The following is a 15,217-nucleotide window of genomic DNA, read 5'->3' on the forward strand; positions in this document are numbered from 1 at the left end:
ATGTCAAAGCGGAAACTGGCCTCGGAGTTTCTGGCAAATATTCCACCACTCCCGGCGTCAATAGGTTATTACGACGGCTTTTCTGATTCCTACGGGCAGATTACTGAGCCAAATCGCTCTGATCAGTGGCCGGTATCGTTTGATGGGCGTGATGTAACGCTTGACTTTAGTGTTTTTGATACTCAGGTCCGACAGCTCATGAAAAGTTGGTGTGCTTTACTTTTAAGCCGTCTTTCCCCGGTCACTGCAGAATACTACTTTTACCGGCTATCCACAGTTCCCATTGATCAAATCGAAGAATTGTTGACCTGCAATATCCAAGAAATCAAATCAGTATGGAGACAATTGCACGATGAAAATATTCCCTATCCTGTGTTTCAAGCACTTAAGAGTCTCTTATCTTTTCTGTGTACACATGGCGTTGGAAACTGGAGACCCGAATGGCTCGATCTAATCTCACAACTACAGTTACCGAAGATCGATAAATATGCTTCGGTCAGGATGGGAAAAGTATTCCTGACGGTCGATGAAGAGGCCGCAATCGTGCGGCACATCGATGATCTATGTATTCAGCTTCAGACGCAACAGTCGTCTGTCTCGACTGATCTACTTGAGGCGTCTGCCATCCTGATGTGTTCTTACCAATTCGGACTGAGGGCCAAGCAAATTGCCATGCTTGAAATGCGGAATATCCGAATTTGGAAGGATGGTCTTGATGGACACTCCGCAGTTCACCTTACCTTTACGATGATTAAGCAGCGGTCTTCGAACCGAGTCTTTCCAATGGTGCGAAGAGTTAAACGAGAATGGACCCCATTGTTCATTGAATTATTCGAGAACGCACGAATGCGTGGGCTGGGAGGGGGAGACCATGTTTTTCATCGCACCCCCCTCGAGGTTGGAAAAGTACTTGGTGACTTGACAGAGTCTTTGTTAAATTCCCGGCGAACGGTGATTGAGCTGCGGCACACAGCAGCTCAGCGACTCGTTGATGCGGGCGCAAGCGAGGAGGAGCTTGCCGCATTCATGGGACACACAGACCTCAATACCGGTCTGATCTATTTCAGTTCTTCACCTTCGCAGGGAGCCCGTATCAACCAAGCGCTTGGCATTTCAAAAACCTATCAGAATGTGGTGAAGATTGCTCACGATCGTTTCATTTCTCCAGCGGAGCTGGCTGAGCTGAAAGGTGACCAACAGATCGGCGGCGTCCCGCATGGGATTCCAATTGCAGGCATTGGTGGTTGCACAGTCGGACAGCCGAGTTGCCCGTACAATCCGGTCACGTCCTGTTATGGGTGCAGTCGATTTATGCCTGTCGCGGTCGCTGCTATTCATCAGGAGGTACTGAATAATCTGCGTGAGGTTATGAAGCTCTTCTATTCGTCGTCGCACGGAGAGCGCGGCTCGCCGGCATTTCAGATCGAGAGCACAATCTCTAAGGTGCAAGCAATTCTCGATGAAATCGGAGGCGAACAACATGAACCCATACTTTGAATCGTTTATCCGTAATGCTCGGGCTATTGCCGACGACCGTGGGGTGGAGTGGGAAGTCCCGTTCGGTCCGGACGGTGTTGCTCCAAAAGGTAAAGGGTGGAACTTGACCCGGATGGCCCAAGCTTCGCCGCCTCCGATTGTATGGATCAATGATTTTGGAACAGATCAGGGAACGGTCAGTGCTCTCAACTCCGATCCGCCGCCGGGGCCTATGCGTACCTACGCCAAAAAACCGCTTTCACGAGATTGGCAGGACCTAATCAAAGCGACTGCCATTGACCAGATATTCGTTCGCATGAACACGTGTTCCCACGTGTCTGGTAATGTCGTGCGCCCATTGCGTGTGTTGGCAACATGTGCTGCCAGCGTAAGCCCGTGGACCCTTACTGTTGACGATATTGCTCTTGCCATCGACACCGCTCGCAAGATCCAGGCATCTGGAAAGCTCGCAGACCTTATCTTCGGTGTCGTTAGGAGTGTACTGGACCTCAATCATCTAACCGACAATGGTCCTCTCTCTCCGTCACTGGAGCGAGACAAGAAAATCCATGTGAGAACGTCTAAGTTCACCAAGTCAATAGGCGATCTGCGATCTGACCTAGAAGAAAGGAAACATGCTGAGAAACTTCCGGAACGACGAGCGTTCTGGGAGCTGGTTCGGATCGTGTTCACCGAAACGCCGAAGAGTTTCCTCGACGTCCTGCGGTTTGCACAAGCAAAGACGCTTATTCTATCGGGTCTTCGAGACGGTGAGTGTTCCCTGCTTCCAGCTGACTGGAAAAGATACCGAGAGTATTTCGATACTCGTGATCAAGCAGGAGATCAAGCCGGAGCAGTTTCGCGCTCCTTGATGCTCAGGCATTTCGCAGAGAAGCAGAGGGTTCAGGGAAAGGATGGGATTGCCCTCTTTGAAACGGTGCAACATGTTCCAGCGGTATTTGAGGGAGTTCTTGAAAGCACACTGGACAATATTGTCGCGTTGACTGAGCCGCTACGCAGGACTCTCAAGCTACAGCTTGAAACCGGGCGGAATCTCCCTCAATTCGAGATGGGGGCGTTGGTTCGTGCAGTTGAGCTTTATACCTTCTTGACTGGAAATCCGTTTTTGATTGAACACTACAAATCAGAACGCGCCATTTGGGTTACTGAATATCAGAAAAGCTATGATCAAACCATTTTCGAGAAGCTTAGGGCTCATCAACTTAAAGCAATTTATAAAGGAAGTCGATTGAGCCTGGCAGTCCTTATGTACTTCATGCGTCTTAAGGGAATTCCCTGGCGTAAATCGAATGGAGACATCTGGCAAGGTTCTTGGGAGGGAACAAAGATATGGTCAGAAGTATATTTTCGCATTGAGGACATTGAAACATATCTCAGTACTCAACTTGTAACGAAGCAATCAGACTTGACGCCGATCAAACTTTCGACCGGAAATCTTTCAGCGTGGGAAATCCTGTTCCTCATGCCTAAGCGTGCTCTAAGTGATGGCAGGAATGATGGGCTATGCGATGTTACGCGGTATTGTGCTGTCGGGCGGATGGATCGACAGATGGTTACTCACGCTCTTAGTAGTGGAAAAGCACAGACCATTTTCTCCGTGTATGGGCAAACCGACGAGGATCGCGCATTGACAGTCCGTCCTCATAGTCTCCGCCATCTGCAGAACACGGAGTTATTCCGGCTGGGGATTGCTGACACCATCATCACCAAGCGGTTTAACCGGCGGAGCGTAACGCAGAGCTACGATTACGATCACCGGAGTCTCGCGGAAGAGCTGGACCACGTGAGTCTGAAGCCTGACGTGGAAGCTCGTTTAGGGGAAAAGTCCGCAACCATCGCACGTTTGATAAAGTCCGGTAAGGCGCGTGGGCCCATCGTGGAAGCGTTCAAAAGAATACAGAGCACGAGCGGCGAGGATGCTGCAATCGAGTATCTGAGTACCGAAGCGGACGGGTTTCACTCCACGCCCTATGGGCATTGCATCAACAGTTTTACGGTCGATCCCTGCCCGAAGCATTTGGAATGTTTCACTGGCTGTAAGCACCTTTCCGCAACCGACCTCTCACAGACGCGGCACAATCTGGTGCAGCTGGAAGCCCGTTTTGAAGTAGCAGTGCAATCGATTGAAGCTCGGATGTCACGCATCCTGGGCGGAGTAAGCCCGGCTCAGCTCGATACTCACGCCCTTCAGCACGAGGCTTCGACCGCTCTTCAGGTTGCTGCGCGACCTCTGGAGATCAGTGCGCCAAACGGCATCGGCTTAGAGAACCAGCTGAACCATGCAAAGGTTCGCTTGGCGGGGGTCCGAAAGCTTTTAGAGACTCGTCCAGGGGAGTTGGTCTTCCCTGACGGCCTTGATTTGTCCCACGACGTCGCGAAGACAAGAGGAACGGTGCTTGATGACGTTCGATGATCAGAAAGTTAATACCAGCGATGATTCACCTGAAATGGTGCGCATCCTGGAAGAGATGATTGCAGCGGATGTCACAATCACCGCGAGGGCTGTGGCACGAATGCACAGCACGGTGAAACACGCTTCTTCGATCATCCGGCACTCGGCTCGCTCTTCCCTGATGGCTCAGTACCAGGAGCGCCAGAAGCAATTCCGGGCAATGCGAGGCCGGATGCCGAAGCGTTCACTGGATCAGATCGCTGCCCAGATAGTCCAGAAGGATGCTCGCATTGCAGAGTTGGAACGACGGGTAGAAATACTGTCTGTGTCTCACCTGGCTATGATGCGGGCAGTAGGTGAACTGGGCGGCATCAGCAAATGGCTGAAGTTGTATGCAAATCATCGCGAAATCAGAGACGAGCTCAACAAGATGGGTATGCTGCCAAAGACGGATGTGAAGCAATTTCAGATGCCTAAACCCGAAGGGATTGACGATCCAAATTAGATGAACCTTGTCGCGAGGAACGAACTCTCCTTTTCGGAAGATCAAATACGCTCAATGGTTTTTGCAAAGCCGCTTCCCTGCTCCTCAAGTGTTGGATTGCTGGAGTAAACAGGGGCCAGTATACAGAGCATTGATGGTAAGAGACACTATAGAGAAGACGGCAAGCACTGACAAACCTAGCCTCGCCCTACGTGACGGGCGAAGGCAGTGACGATGCCATAAGGGGGTAGAAAAAGTTGAACGCCGTTGAAATAGAAGAAGCCATCTCTCAACTGGCGGATCAACCATTCGATCCAGATAATTTTCCATACGTCTTTCTGGAAGCCTTCGGCAACAAGGAGACAACGATCAAGAGGCTCCGCGCTGGAGCTTCCAACAAGTCCGATCTCGGCGGCGTTCTCCAAACCAACAATATTCATATCGCCGTCTGCGACGCTGGACAGGTCACAGAGACGCTCACGGCGTTGAAGGGTAGTCCAGCAACCGCTAAGGCGAAGGCTAAATATGTTCTCGCAACAGACGGCGTAGATTTTGAGGCCGAGGAGCTGACAAACGGTGAAACCGTCGCCTGTGCCTACACGGACTTTCCAGACCACTTCGGCTTCTTTCTGCCGCTGGCTGGCATCACTACCGTCCGGCAGATCACGGAGAACTCATTCGACATTCGAGCAACGAGCCGACTGAACCGGCTTTATCTCGAACTGTTGAAGGACAATCCCGAGTGGGGTACGGCAGAACGCCGCCACGACATGAACCATTTCATGGCGCGGCTCATCTTCTGTTTTTTCGCCGAGGACACAGACATCTTCATCGGCAAGGGGCTGTTTACCGACACCATTGTGCAGATGAGCGAACGCGACTCGTCCAATACCCATGAAATCATCGGCGCTCTCTTCCGCTCGATGAATACCAAGACGGCAGTTCGGGAGTTCGAAGGGATGCCGCGATGGGCCATCTCTTTTCCTTATGTGAATGGCGGCCTCTTCTCAGGAAACATGGATGTGCCGCGATTCAGTAAGATTGCGCGATCCTATCTCTTGCACATCGGCAATCTTGACTGGACCAAGATCAACCCCGACATCTTTGGTTCGATGATCCAGGCCGTCGCCGAAGACGAAGAGCGCGGCGCGCTTGGCATGCACTACACCAGCGTGCCCAATATTCTCAAAGTCCTCAACCCGCTCTTCCTCGACGACCTGCGCTCGAAACTCGCCGAAGCGGGCGATAACTCCCGCTCCTTGCTCAATCTCCGCAAGCGGATGGCGAAGATTCGTGTTTTCGATCCCGCCTGTGGCTCCGGAAACTTCCTCGTTATTGCGTACAAGCAGATGCGCGAGATTGAAGCGGAGATCAACCGGCGGCGTGGAGAGGCTGCGATTCGCAGTGAGATTCCGCTGACCAACTTCCGAGGTATCGAGCTGCGTGATTTTCCAGCGGAGATTGCCCGACTTGCTCTAGTGATTGCCGAGTACCAAAGTGATGTCTACTATCGCGGACAGAAATTGGCTCTAGCGGAGTTTCTCCCGCTGAAGGCGGATAACTGGATTACGTGCGGCAATGCGTTACGGCTGAACTGGCTGAGCATCTGCCCGCCAACCGGTATGGGCGTCAAGTTAAAATCCGACGATCTATTTAGCACGCCATTGGACCAAGCACAGATTGACTTTGAAAACGAAGGCGGGGAAACATACATCTGCGGGAATCCCCCCTATTTAGGCTCGAAATGGCAGTCCACGGAGCATAAGGCCGACCTCGCAACGGTATTCGATCACCGAGTGAAGAGCTGGAAATCACTCGATTATGTATCGGGTTGGTTTATTAAGGCTGCGGATTACGGTCAGCATACCAGCACAGTTTCCGCGTTCGTCGCGACGAACTCCATATGTCAAGGTCAGTCGGTTCCTATCCTTTGGCCCGCAATTTTCAAGACTGGCCATCAACTTGCATTCGCTTACACAAGTTTCAAGTGGGCGAATCTCGCAAGCCACAATGCGGGCGTGACCGTTGTCATTGTCGGTCTCTCCAACCACCCAAGTAAATCCCGACGACTTTTCTCCGTCCTTGACGATGGTGAAGTTGTCGTCAAGGATGTTGAGAATATCAATGGCTATCTCGTTCCGAGTCAAAACATAGAAGTTTACCCTCTCTCAAGGGCTCCCGATGAACGGTCACCAATGCAGTTTGGTAACCACACCTACTATGGAGTTGACCTGTTGTTCAGTCGCGCAGAAGCAGCCGACATGATAAGTGTCTGGCCATCAGCATTACGGTTCCTTCGGCCATTCTTGGGCTCTCAGGAAGTAGTGTCTGGGCTACCACGCTACTGCCTTTGGATATCCAATGGCGAGGTGGACTATGCAAGAGAGATACCTCCCATCGCAGAGCGGCTTAACAAAGTTTCCGCCGCACGCGCGAAGCAGACGACGGACAAGGGCGCACAGAAGCTTGCCCGCACTCCACACAAGTTTCGAGAGGAGTTCGTCGCCACATGTCAAGTAGTCGTTATGCCGGCCATCTCCTCAGAAAACCGGCCATACCTGCCCGTCGCTCTTGTTGATGCGAGACACATCATTGGACACAAATGCTACGCCCTCTACGACGCTGAGCTTTGGAATTTCTCAATAATGGCGTCGAGTCTACATCGCGTCTGGATTGGAACGGTTTGCGCGCGTATGCGCTCAGACTACTCTTATTCCAACACGCTAGGGTGGAATACCTTCCCGATTCCTGTACTCACCGAAAAGAACAAGGCCGACCTCACGCGCTGTGCCGAAAATATTGTGCTTGCTCGTGAGCATCATTTTCCCGCCACCATTGCCGACCTCTACGATCCAAAAGCCATGCCAGAAGATTTGCGCCAGGCGCACGAGCGCAACGACGAAGTGTTGGAACGCATTTATGTAGGTCGACGTTTCAAAAACGACACTGAGCGGTTGGAAAAGCTGTTCGACCTTTATACGAGGATGGCCGCTAAAGCCGATGCCACGCCGAAGCGGAAGCAAGGCGGTGCGGTATGAGATTCGCTTTGATCAACGACGAAAGAACAGATCCTCAACCCAAACTGCACGGGCATTGTCCTCATTGTGGCGAAGAAGTTATATCCAAATGCGGCAAAGTAAAAATTTGGCATTGGGCGCACAAGTCAACGATGGTCTGTGATCCGTGGTGGGAGAATGAGACCGAGTGGCATCGTGCATGGAAGGATAATTTCCCAAAAGAGTGGCAGGAAATATCCGCTGTCGATGCAGGAACGGGTGAAACGCACATCGCAGACGTGAAAACCTCTCATGGCTTGACCGTAGAATTTCAGCATTCCCCAATGCCATTAGAAGAACTGATGGCAAGAGAGAGTTTCTACGGAAACATGATCTGGATTGTTGATGGGCTAAGAAGTGACCTCGACATTAGCTATTTTCAACTGGGTCTTGGACGCACCCCCGTTCAAACGAATCCTCTCGCATACGGATTTGCATGGTACGGACGTAGCAGAATCATGCATAACTGGTCAGATGCTAAATCTCGTGTGTTTATAGATTTTGGGAACAGCCTGACCAAAGGCCCTCCAGTTGTTTGGAGGTTGGTCTTCTTTGATAAGGAACAAAAACGAGGAGCTGTCGGACCTTATCCGAAGCATCTATTGGTCAAAGCAATCTTGCAGGGACAAGAAATAGGAGTCACCTGCTTACCCACACAGGAAGGCAATATGGCGACACCAGAATCGGAAAGCCGGAGCGAAAATATATGACCGACATCAAAACCATTCCCTCCATTTCTGTCACCTACGCGCATAACGGATATTCGACGAAAGCGAACGCGCTGGGCATGCGTCCCATGCAGGAGAAAGCGTATGAGAGGCGCGGCGAACAATTTCTGCTCATCAAGTCACCGCCAGCGTCGGGAAAGAGCCGTGCGCTGATGTTCATTGCGCTCGATAAGCTCGTGCATCAGGGGATAAAGCAAGCGATCATCGTTGTTCCCGAGCGGTCGATCGGCACCAGCTTTCACGACGAGTCCTTGACCAAATTCGGCTTCTGGGCGGACTGGCATGTGGAACCAAAGTGGAACCTCTGCAACGCTCCGGGTGGCGAGAACGGCGGCAAGGTGAAGGCAGTCGGAGCGTTTCTTGCAAGCGCAGACGAGGTGTTGGTTTGTACCCACGCAACGTTCCGCTTCGCGGTCGATGAGTATGGCGTTGAAGCGTTCGACGGCCGTCTGATTGCCGTAGATGAGTTCCACCACGTCTCGTCCAATCCAGACAACAAGCTCGGCCTGCACCTGAGCCAGTTCCTCGCCCGCAATCGCGTGCATCTTGTAGCGATGACCGGGTCGTACTTCCGTGGCGACGCCGAGGCCGTGTTGACTCCGCTTGAAGAAGCGAAGTTCGATACAGTTACCTATACCTACTACGAGCAGCTCAATGGCTACGAGCACCTGAAGCAGCTCGATATGGGCTATTTCTTTTACAGCGGATCATATGTCGATGACATCCTGAACGTGCTCGACTCCTCGGAGAAAACAATCATCCATATCCCAAATGTCAATTCGCGCGAGAGCACGAAAGACAAAATAAGGGAGGTGGAGCACATTATCGGAGCTTTAGGTGAATGGCAGGGCGTGGATGATGCGACAGGCTTCCAGCTTGTCAAAACACCGGAAGGCAATGTGTTGCGTATTGCCGATCTAGTCGATGATGACGCCGCCCGACGTGATCGCGTCTCCGCCGCTCTGAAGGACTCGTCGCAGAAACACAATCGGGACTATGTCGATATCATCATCGCGCTCGGAATGGCAAAAGAGGGCTTCGACTGGATTTGGTGTGAACACGCCTTGACGGTCGGCTATCGTTCCAGCCTGACGGAGATTGTTCAGATCATCGGTCGAGCCACACGCGATGCCCCAGGCAAGATTCGAGCGCGCTTCACTAACCTGATCGCTGAGCCTGATGCATCAGAGGATGCTGTTACCGAAGCGGTGAACGACACTCTGAAAGCCATTGCGGCCAGCCTGCTCATGGAGCAGGTTCTGGCTCCGCGTTTCGAGTTCAAGCCAAAACATCAGGAGAGTGAACCCGCGCCTGGCTATAGCTATGGAGAGGGTGGCTATGACCCAACGAAGTGTAATGTAGGGTTCAACGACCAGACGGGACAGTTCCAGATTGAGATCAAGGGGTTGGCCGAACCTAAGAGCAACGAGGCTGCACGTATCTGCCAGGAAGATTTGAACGAGGTGATTGCCGCCTTCGTCCAGGAGAAGACTGCCATCGAGCGCGGACTCTTCGATGAAGAACTGGTGCCCGAAGAGCTGACTCAGGTTCGCCTTGGTAAGATCATCAAAGACAAGTACCCAGAGCTGGATGCCGAAGATCAGGAAGCTGTTCGCCAGCACGCTATTGCCGCTCTCAATCTGACTCAGCAGGCGAAACAGTTTGCAGTGGGTGGGAGTGGCGGCAACAACGAGCCTACTGCCAATACCGCTTTGATCGACGGGGTGCGGCGGTTTGCAATGGACATGCGGGAACTCGATATTGATCTCATCGACCGGATCAACCCGTTCGGGGAAGCTTATGCGATCTTAGCGAAGTCGATGAGCGAAGATAGTCTCAAACAGGTTGCGGCTGCTATTGCGGCAAAGCGGACAAGTTTGAGCCCAGAGGAGGCGAAAGAATTGGCGGTACGCGCTCTGAAGTTCAAAAAAGAGCGTGGACGGCTTCCATCTCTTGATTCGCAGGATGCTTGGGAGAAGCGCATGGCCGAGGGTGCAGCCGCGTTTGTACGTTATAAGGATGAGGGTCGTTATGAGTGATATTGACCTCGACGAACTACGCTCAGAGCTTAGCGACTTTGCGGAGCCGGAGAAGAAGGGCGGGCGCTCTCCGCGCGAAGAGCGCATTATTGCGGGCTTCGAGGAGATTCAACGCTTTGTCGAGAAACACGAACGCACTCCACAACATGGGGAGGACCGGGACATCTTCGAGAGGATTTACGCTGTCCGCCTCGACCGCTTGCGCTCGCTTGAAGAAGGGCGTTCGTTGCTCGCACCGCTTGATCATCAGGGATTGCTCTCCAGTCAGCAGACTGTGGCCACAGCCACATCATTAACCGTTGACGACGATGAGTTGCTCGCCGAACTACAAGTGGCCTCAGGTGGAATCAATATCACCGAATTACGTCATGTCCGTAAGAGTGTCGATAAGCGAGCGGCTGAAGAAATCGCAAATCGTATAGTTTGCGAGGATTTTGAGACGTTCAAGCCACTTTTTGAACGAGTACAGAGAGAACTGGCATCTGGTGCTCGCCAGGCAATACCTGTTCAGAGCATGGACGAGTTCAGGCTCACTGAGATCAAACAGGGCCAATTCTTCATCGTCGGAGGGCAGGTCGCCTACGTTGCCGACGTCGGCGAGAATTTCAAGACACAGTACGACCGCCGCGATAGCCGTTTACGAGTGATCTATGACAATGGCACCGAGAGCAACCTGCTGATTCGCTCCTTCCAGCGTTCGCTCTATCCCGATAAAGATAAGGCAGGTCGCCTGATAACGAACCCAGAAGTGGGTCCGTTATTTGCAAACGAACCAGAGGCTGACGACTTGGCGAGTGGAACTATCTATGTTCTCCGCAGCAAGTCGGAGCACCCAGTAGTCGCGGCCAATCGGAGTGTTCTGCACAAGATCGGCGTTACAGGTGGGAAAGTTGAGACGCGCATAGCCAACGCAAGCCTAGACCCGACATTCTTAATGGCCGATGTAGATGTAATCGCCACGTATGAACTCTATAACGTCAACCGAATTCGGCTCGAAAATCTGATTCATCGCGTGTTTGATCCCGCACAGTTGGATATTGAGATCAGGGATCGCTTCGGAAACCCAGTCAAACCGCGCGAATGGTTTCTCGCCCCTCTCTTTATCGTGAATGAAGTAGTTGAGCGCATAAAGAATGGGACAATCACCCAATATATCTATGATCCGGCGACAGCAAGTCTTGTGAAGACGACGTGATGAGGAGTGCTAATTGGCTGGATATATAGAAATTCAACGCGCGGTCGTGTGACCGAGCTGGCGCATCCACTCCACCTAATCCGGAAAACTAAGAAACGCAGAATAACGAACCTCAACAACATGCACCTAGTCGAGCAGAGCGAGCTGAACTTGACATGCAGAGGCTTTTCTTGGTGCCCAGAGGTGGCCATCTGCGCGATACTGTTGTCATGGTCAGAGCCACGCTCATCCCGGTCAGCGAGTACCTTAACACCACCTACCGCCCGGACTGTGACTACATCGACGGCGCAATTGAGGAGCGAAATGTCGGAGAGCGGCCACATGCTTTTATGCAATCAATTTTGGTTGCAATCTTCAACGGTAATCGCCGTGCCTGGAATGTGGTCGCAGCTACGGGGCTGCGCGTTCAAACTTCCGTAACGCGCTATCGAATTCCTGATGTGTGTGTGTTGCGCCGCTCTGATCAGGTCGAGGCGATCGTTTTAGCCGCGCCTCTTGTGTGCATCGAAGTTCTCTCTCCGCGAGATACGATGAGCTCGATGCAAGAGCGCGTGGATGACTACACTCGCATGGGTGTAGAACATATATGGCTCATCGACCCGGTTAGCCGTCACGCTTACATCGCTACTGATACTGGCTTTCAGCGTCCATCAGAGGGCGCGTTCACCGTATCCGGTACGCCGATCCGTGTATTGCTCGATGAAGTGTTTGGGGAATTTGATGAGATGATGTCACAGCTGTGAGTCAATGTCCTGTTTGTGCAAGGCGTTCCACATTCCCAAGAGGAACGGATAGCCGTCGCCAAGGTGAGAGCCGCGAGGTAATCAGCGTGGGGTGGTTTTGCCAAAGAGCAAAGACAGAAAATTTCATAAACTATAGAAGGAGGCACTAATGAGCGCATCAACGGGCGAGTTTTCAGTTCCAGCCACGCAGATCGACCCCGCCGAACGTGCGCGGCGTATCGCAGCCGTGCAGTCCGCAACCGGACACCTCCGCATGGAAGGTATGTACGCTTCGCCTCTGGCCCTCGCGCTTCAACAGCGTTATATCGACGGCGAGATAACGCTTGAGGAAGCTCGCAATGCGCTACTCGCTCCCTATAACCGCTAATGGGACTGAGCGAGTAGCTACCCAGCTTGCGAAGCATGAGCGAAGCCGTCATGGTGCCCTGCTTGGTGGAAGTGGCGCGAGTTGAGCTTTATCAAAGGGCAAAGACAGAGAACCTCTAAACTATAGAGGGGGGTATTAATGAGCACACTAAGGGGTGTGTTTCCAGTCCCAGCCACGCAGATCGACCCCGCCGAACGTGCGCGGCGTATCGCAGCCGTGCAGTCCGCAACGAGACACCTCCGCATGGAAGGTTTGTACGCTTCGCCTTTCGCTAACGCCCTTGAGCAGCGTTACATCGAAGGCGAGATAACGGATGCGGAAATCCTGCACGAACTGCTTGCTCACCATCGTCGCTGATGGGACTGAGCGAGTAGTCGATGGCTGAAGGAAATTGATCGTTCTTCCTGGAGTGCCCGGCTTGAGATATGCCAGTGGAGAAGGAGATGTGAATGAAGGATTAGGTCGTAGGACCGAAGACGATCCCAATGTCATCTTCATTTGTTTTCGGAACAGCCGATGTCAGTGTGTCGTTGGACAGGGTTTTGAAACCCGGAAGGCCGGTACCCAGGACACGATTAAACAAAACCGTCAGAAGGACAGGCTCGTTATTTTGCCAGTCGCGTAGAATCGGCCACACTGGCCAACCTTCACTCACGGCCCTATCCACGTAGCTAATTAGGTTTCCCGGAATCGTGTTCAGAGCGTGTCGTCTCACAAAATCGCGATGCTGTGATAGTGCTGCTGCATTTTTCACTACATTAGTGATCTGCCTACGTACTTGAGGAATGGAAAAATGACGGAGTGCATGCCAAATAGCCTCCTCGGTTTTGGGGCCTACGCGCACATTCGGCAGCCGATAATTGTCAACCTCTCTAGAAAGATGGTCCAGAGCATCGTCGTATGCAATCATCCTCCACAGCTCCTCTACTGAGGTGCCATACTCCGCATCCTTTTCCCGAGCATCGACTATCTTACCGAGAAGTGTCATTACGGCTGGAAAGGAACGACCACCTGAATCCGGAGCGAATCTCCAGTTCACCTTGTGCGGAAAATAACTCCATTCATCACCTTCGCCGATCTCAATCGCTTGCGGTGAAGTCTCTCCGTCAATACTGAGGATACCGGCCTTAAACAGGCGGCTCAGGAGTTTGCCGGAAAGCGAACTGCTGGCACATAGGTATAGATTTTCGCTTTGTTGGAATGTCCCAGCTTCGCACGCTTCATCGGAGGCGAGCATAATGCTGAAGGCAATCACCGCATCCGTGTAACGAATGTCATCGTAAGGGAAAGTCTTGTTTCTCTGACTAATTTCAGCGATCACTGCACGCTGGGCTGCAAATCGCTGTCTTTCCTCCTCCTGCTGCTGCTGTAAACGAGCCTGATTACGAATTCGCAAACACGCGTTGCAGCAGTGATCCCCATAAGCAGCTGTAGTCATCGCCGAACGAGACGAAATCTCTTGCGGAGAATTACAACCGATGCAACGACGAGTGAAACGCACGGCCATGGCCGCCAATTTCGCAAGCTTCGGTACATCTGTTTTAGAGAGATTATGCTGTCTGGACAGTTCCTCAACCGAGGCATTCCATTTCAAGCGGCCCCCGACATCACTGCAGCTCCAGTAATCGATTGCCAGTTGCCGATATTCCGGATAAGTTTCAGCGAAGCAAAGGAAGGGGTGCTTCAATAGAGAATCCATAGGCGTACTCCTAATTTTAGAGGAGCGCGTCCTGAGCCACCGGAGGAAAACGCGGACAATGCTCTAATATCGTTTTCGGAGTCTGAAGCTGGTAGTCCGGCGAGCGGAGACGATGGCGAATGAAGCACCGGTTATTGATGCGGTGTGCGCTTAATCCGCGTGATGGTCTTGTCCATGCTCCCCTACTGCAATTTTCTGAGACGTTCCCCGCTTGTGCAGGAATCGTGAGTGTTGGTAGTGTCTCAGCTTGAAAACCACAACCATTGCGCCAGGGATGGGGCCGACGGGATAATGGGAACATGGCTAAGCGACCCCGTGATCTGAACCAACTGGCGAAGATGGTGGTAGACATTGCGATTGGGGAGGCCGAGGACACTGAGAGCGCAAAGATGCGATCTCCTGAAAGTGTCCGGGGCCGCAGTGGAGGCTTAAAAGGCGGCAAGGCAAGGGCTGCGGCCTTACCACCCGACAAATTGGCGGATATTGCGCGTTTAGCCGCTACTGCTCGCTGGAAGAAAAGCTAGCTAATTTTCGCGATCTCCACAACTTCATCAGCAGCTCTCCGCTCTGCAACGTCTTGCGACAGGTTGGTCACGAACTGCAGCTCCATCTGACGGGGGTTCATTCGGTTCCAGTGCTCAGCAGTATTAACACCGACGATAGCCTCGCTGACCATCTGTTCTCTGTAATGATGCAGACCTTTGAGCATCTGTGCGCGCGAGGCCTCGTCTACATCGAACCAAAACCAAAGCTGCTTACCGTCGGAGTTCTTCCTGGCGTAAGCGAGGTTTGCTTTATAGACCTTGTTGGTTACCTTGTCGTGCCGTGTCTCTTCTCTAGCCGCGTCTGCGAACTGTTTAGCGAAGATTTCCATGGGGTCGATAGGTTTTGGTAACGGCCATCCCATCTGCCTCGCCATCTCGGCGACTTCTTGCATCGTCGCTTCGCTGGTTCCCTTGACCTTACGAACGTGCCTGATGAAAGCTTGCCGTCTCTGAATAGCTGTGGACATTAGTT

13 protein-coding genes are annotated in these 15,217 nt (G+C 52.4%); 10 read left to right on the top strand and 3 right to left on the bottom strand.

What is annotated here, in order from left to right:
- The 9 genes from FTO74_RS09045 to FTO74_RS09085 all read left to right on the top strand — a co-directional run bounded on the left by FTO74_RS09045 (position 1) and on the right by FTO74_RS09085 (position 12,501).
- Positions 1-1,497 (top strand): site-specific integrase, encoded by a 1,497-nt coding sequence (locus FTO74_RS09045; protein WP_162537850.1) that lies wholly within the window; start codon positions 1-3, stop codon positions 1,495-1,497.
- Entirely contained in the window at positions 1,481-3,910 is a 2,430-nt protein-coding gene (locus FTO74_RS09050; RefSeq protein WP_162537851.1) for a hypothetical protein, read from the top strand. The genes FTO74_RS09045 and FTO74_RS09050 overlap by 17 nt, the downstream gene beginning before the upstream one ends.
- Positions 3,897-4,394 carry a hypothetical protein gene (locus tag FTO74_RS09055; RefSeq protein WP_162537852.1) on the top strand — a complete coding sequence of 166 codons (498 nt, stop codon included), beginning with the start codon at positions 3,897-3,899 and terminating at the stop codon, positions 4,392-4,394. The genes FTO74_RS09050 and FTO74_RS09055 overlap by 14 nt, the downstream gene beginning before the upstream one ends.
- Positions 4,395-4,630: 236 nt before the next feature.
- Positions 4,631-7,411 (top strand): class I SAM-dependent DNA methyltransferase, encoded by a 2,781-nt coding sequence (locus FTO74_RS09060; protein WP_162537853.1) that lies wholly within the window; start codon positions 4,631-4,633, stop codon positions 7,409-7,411.
- A complete protein-coding gene (locus FTO74_RS09065; RefSeq protein ID WP_162537854.1) occupies positions 7,408-8,139 on the top strand; it encodes a competence protein CoiA family protein in 732 nt (243 codons plus the stop codon). Before FTO74_RS09060 ends, FTO74_RS09065 begins: the two co-directional genes overlap by 4 nt.
- Positions 8,136-10,196 (top strand): DEAD/DEAH box helicase, encoded by a 2,061-nt coding sequence (locus FTO74_RS09070; protein ID WP_162537855.1) that lies wholly within the window; start codon positions 8,136-8,138, stop codon positions 10,194-10,196. The genes FTO74_RS09065 and FTO74_RS09070 overlap by 4 nt, the downstream gene beginning before the upstream one ends.
- A complete protein-coding gene (locus FTO74_RS09075) occupies positions 10,189-11,391 on the top strand; it encodes a GIY-YIG nuclease family protein (RefSeq protein ID WP_162537856.1) in 1,203 nt (400 codons plus the stop codon). The genes FTO74_RS09070 and FTO74_RS09075 overlap by 8 nt, the downstream gene beginning before the upstream one ends.
- Before the next feature lie 209 nt (positions 11,392-11,600).
- Positions 11,601-12,134, top strand: coding sequence for a Uma2 family endonuclease (locus tag FTO74_RS09080; RefSeq protein WP_162537857.1), 534 nt, complete (start codon positions 11,601-11,603; stop codon positions 12,132-12,134).
- A 148-nt stretch (positions 12,135-12,282) separates the two neighbouring features.
- On the top strand, positions 12,283-12,501 hold the full coding sequence (locus FTO74_RS09085) for an antitoxin VbhA family protein (RefSeq protein WP_162537858.1): 219 nt from the start codon (positions 12,283-12,285) through the stop codon (positions 12,499-12,501).
- A gap of 147 nt (positions 12,502-12,648) precedes the next feature.
- On the opposite strand, the gene FTO74_RS19735 is transcribed toward FTO74_RS09085, so the two are convergent.
- Positions 12,649-12,849 (bottom strand): hypothetical protein, encoded by a 201-nt coding sequence (locus tag FTO74_RS19735; protein ID WP_255462590.1) that lies wholly within the window; start codon positions 12,847-12,849, stop codon positions 12,649-12,651.
- Positions 12,850-12,958: 109 nt separating this feature from the next.
- The gene (locus tag FTO74_RS09095) at positions 12,959-14,200 is read right to left on the bottom strand and encodes a hypothetical protein (protein WP_162537860.1); all 1,242 of its coding nucleotides are present in this window, start codon (positions 14,198-14,200) and stop codon (positions 12,959-12,961) included.
- Between the two features lie 299 nt (positions 14,201-14,499).
- Here FTO74_RS09095 and FTO74_RS09100 point away from each other — a divergent pair, with 299 nt between their 5' ends.
- Positions 14,500-14,724 (top strand): histone H1, encoded by a 225-nt coding sequence (locus FTO74_RS09100; protein ID WP_162537861.1) that lies wholly within the window; start codon positions 14,500-14,502, stop codon positions 14,722-14,724.
- On the opposite strand, the gene FTO74_RS09105 is transcribed toward FTO74_RS09100, so the two are convergent.
- Entirely contained in the window at positions 14,721-15,212 is a 492-nt protein-coding gene (locus FTO74_RS09105) for a hypothetical protein (protein ID WP_162537862.1), read from the bottom strand. The two genes, FTO74_RS09100 and FTO74_RS09105, sit on opposite strands and share 4 nt — an antisense overlap.
- Positions 15,213-15,217 lie beyond the last annotated feature (5 nt).

Source organism: Granulicella sp. WH15 (assembly GCF_009914315.1).
GTDB lineage: Bacteria > Acidobacteriota > Terriglobia > Terriglobales > Acidobacteriaceae > Edaphobacter.

Coding starts and splice junctions, on each gene's coding strand:
- FTO74_RS09085 (WP_162537858.1), top strand. CDS start 12,283: ATGAGCGCATCAACGGGCGAGTTTTCAGTTCCAGCCACGCAGATCGAC.
- FTO74_RS09100 (WP_162537861.1), top strand. CDS start 14,500: ATGGCTAAGCGACCCCGTGATCTGAACCAACTGGCGAAGATGGTGGTA.
- FTO74_RS09045 (WP_162537850.1), top strand. CDS start 1: ATGTCAAAGCGGAAACTGGCCTCGGAGTTTCTGGCAAATATTCCACCA.
- FTO74_RS09075 (WP_162537856.1), top strand. CDS start 10,189: ATGAGTGATATTGACCTCGACGAACTACGCTCAGAGCTTAGCGACTTT.
- FTO74_RS09070 (WP_162537855.1), top strand. CDS start 8,136: ATGACCGACATCAAAACCATTCCCTCCATTTCTGTCACCTACGCGCAT.
- FTO74_RS09055 (WP_162537852.1), top strand. CDS start 3,897: ATGACGTTCGATGATCAGAAAGTTAATACCAGCGATGATTCACCTGAA.
- FTO74_RS09095 (WP_162537860.1), bottom strand. CDS start 14,200: ATGGATTCTCTATTGAAGCACCCCTTCCTTTGCTTCGCTGAAACTTAT.
- FTO74_RS09105 (WP_162537862.1), bottom strand. CDS start 15,212: ATGTCCACAGCTATTCAGAGACGGCAAGCTTTCATCAGGCACGTTCGT.
- FTO74_RS09050 (WP_162537851.1), top strand. CDS start 1,481: ATGAACCCATACTTTGAATCGTTTATCCGTAATGCTCGGGCTATTGCC.
- FTO74_RS09080 (WP_162537857.1), top strand. CDS start 11,601: ATGGTCAGAGCCACGCTCATCCCGGTCAGCGAGTACCTTAACACCACC.
- FTO74_RS19735 (WP_255462590.1), bottom strand. CDS start 12,849: ATGGTGAGCAAGCAGTTCGTGCAGGATTTCCGCATCCGTTATCTCGCC.
- FTO74_RS09065 (WP_162537854.1), top strand. CDS start 7,408: ATGAGATTCGCTTTGATCAACGACGAAAGAACAGATCCTCAACCCAAA.